At 70.6% G+C, this 1,205-nt stretch carries 2 protein-coding genes; both read left to right on the top strand.

What is annotated here, in order from left to right; all coding sequences use genetic code 11:
• The coding region (locus tag ACI379_RS03925; protein WP_439790758.1) for an SDR family NAD(P)-dependent oxidoreductase at window positions 1-657 on the top strand (657 nt) is incomplete at its 5' end.
• A gap of 261 nt (window positions 658-918) precedes the next feature.
• Complete coding sequence (locus ACI379_RS03920) at window positions 919-1,149, top strand: hypothetical protein (RefSeq protein ID WP_439790757.1); 231 nt, start codon at window positions 919-921, stop codon at window positions 1,147-1,149.
• Window positions 1,150-1,205: the final 56 nt, after the last annotated feature.

Below are 1,205 nucleotides of genomic sequence, written 5' to 3'. Positions count from 1 at the left end.
CACCTCTGCGACCACGCCGACGAGGCGGAGGTGGTCGGCCTCGTCCGCGCCGTCGAGGAGGCCGAGGGCCGCATCGACCTGCTCGTCAACAACGTCTGGGCGGGGCCGCAGTTCAACCCCTTCGCCCCCGAGAAGTTCTGGGAGCGTCCCGTCGACGACTGGGACACCCTCATCACCGTCGGGCTGCGCGCCCACTACGTGGCCAGCCACGCGGCCGTCCCGGCGATGGTCGAGCGCGGCGACGGCCTCGTCGTCAACATCACCTCGGTCGGCGCCCGCGCCCACCTGCACTCCACCCTGTACGGGATGGGCAAGGCCGCCCTGGACAAGATGACCCACGACATGGCGTACGAGCTGCGCGGCACCGGGGTCAGCGTGCTCAGCCTGTGGCCGGGGCTGGTCCGCACCAAGCTCCTGCTCGCCTCCGGCCTGACCGAGTTCGAGGGCGTCAGCATCAACGACACCGAGACGCCCGAGCTCCAGGGCAGGGTGCTCGCGGCGGTCGCCGCCGACCCGTCCACCCCGCAGCGCTCGGGGACGGCACTGCTGACCGCGGAGCTGTGCACCGAGTACGGGATCTTCGACGAGGGCGCGACCCCGGTCTCGCCGCGCACCATGTTCGGCGTGGGGCCGGGGCACGAGCCGGTCGGCCCCTGAGGTCTCGACAGGCTCGACCAGCGGGAGCCAGGCTCGACCAGCGGGGGCAGGGGCTCGACGAGCGGGGGCCAGACCCCAGTCCTTGTCGAGTGCCGCCTCCTCGGTCGCGGCCTCCTCGACCACGTCCGAGAGTGCGTCGGACAGCTCCACGTCCCCGTTGGACGCCGCCTCCTCCACCTCGGCCAGCTGCTCCTCGAGGTCCTCGGCGAGCGCCGTCATCTCGTGGGCGGTGATCTCGGTGCCGTCGGCCACGGCGCGTGCGTGCAGGACGAACTCGGTGAGCAGGAAGAGGCTGACGTCGTCGTCGGTGCGCTCCGCGCCGGACTTGAACGGCTTGTCGATGACCTGCAGCAGCCGCAGCAGGTAGACGAAGAAGAACGTCAGGAACGCGACCGTCACGATCGACTCGGCCTTGCCGCCCATGTCGGTGAAGAGCAGCATGACGGTGATGATGGCGACCAGGCTGGTGATCATCGCCTTGGCCGAGGGTAGGAACTCCTCGCGCTGGATCGTGTAGATCCGCAGGGCGGCCTTGCGCAGGGCGGCCT

The organism is Nocardioides sp. (genome assembly GCF_051876515.1).
Taxonomy (GTDB): Bacteria; Actinomycetota; Actinomycetes; order Propionibacteriales; family Nocardioidaceae; genus Nocardioides.
Note: the sequence above shows the minus strand (reverse complement) of the source record. Positions and strands in the feature narration are given on the sequence as shown.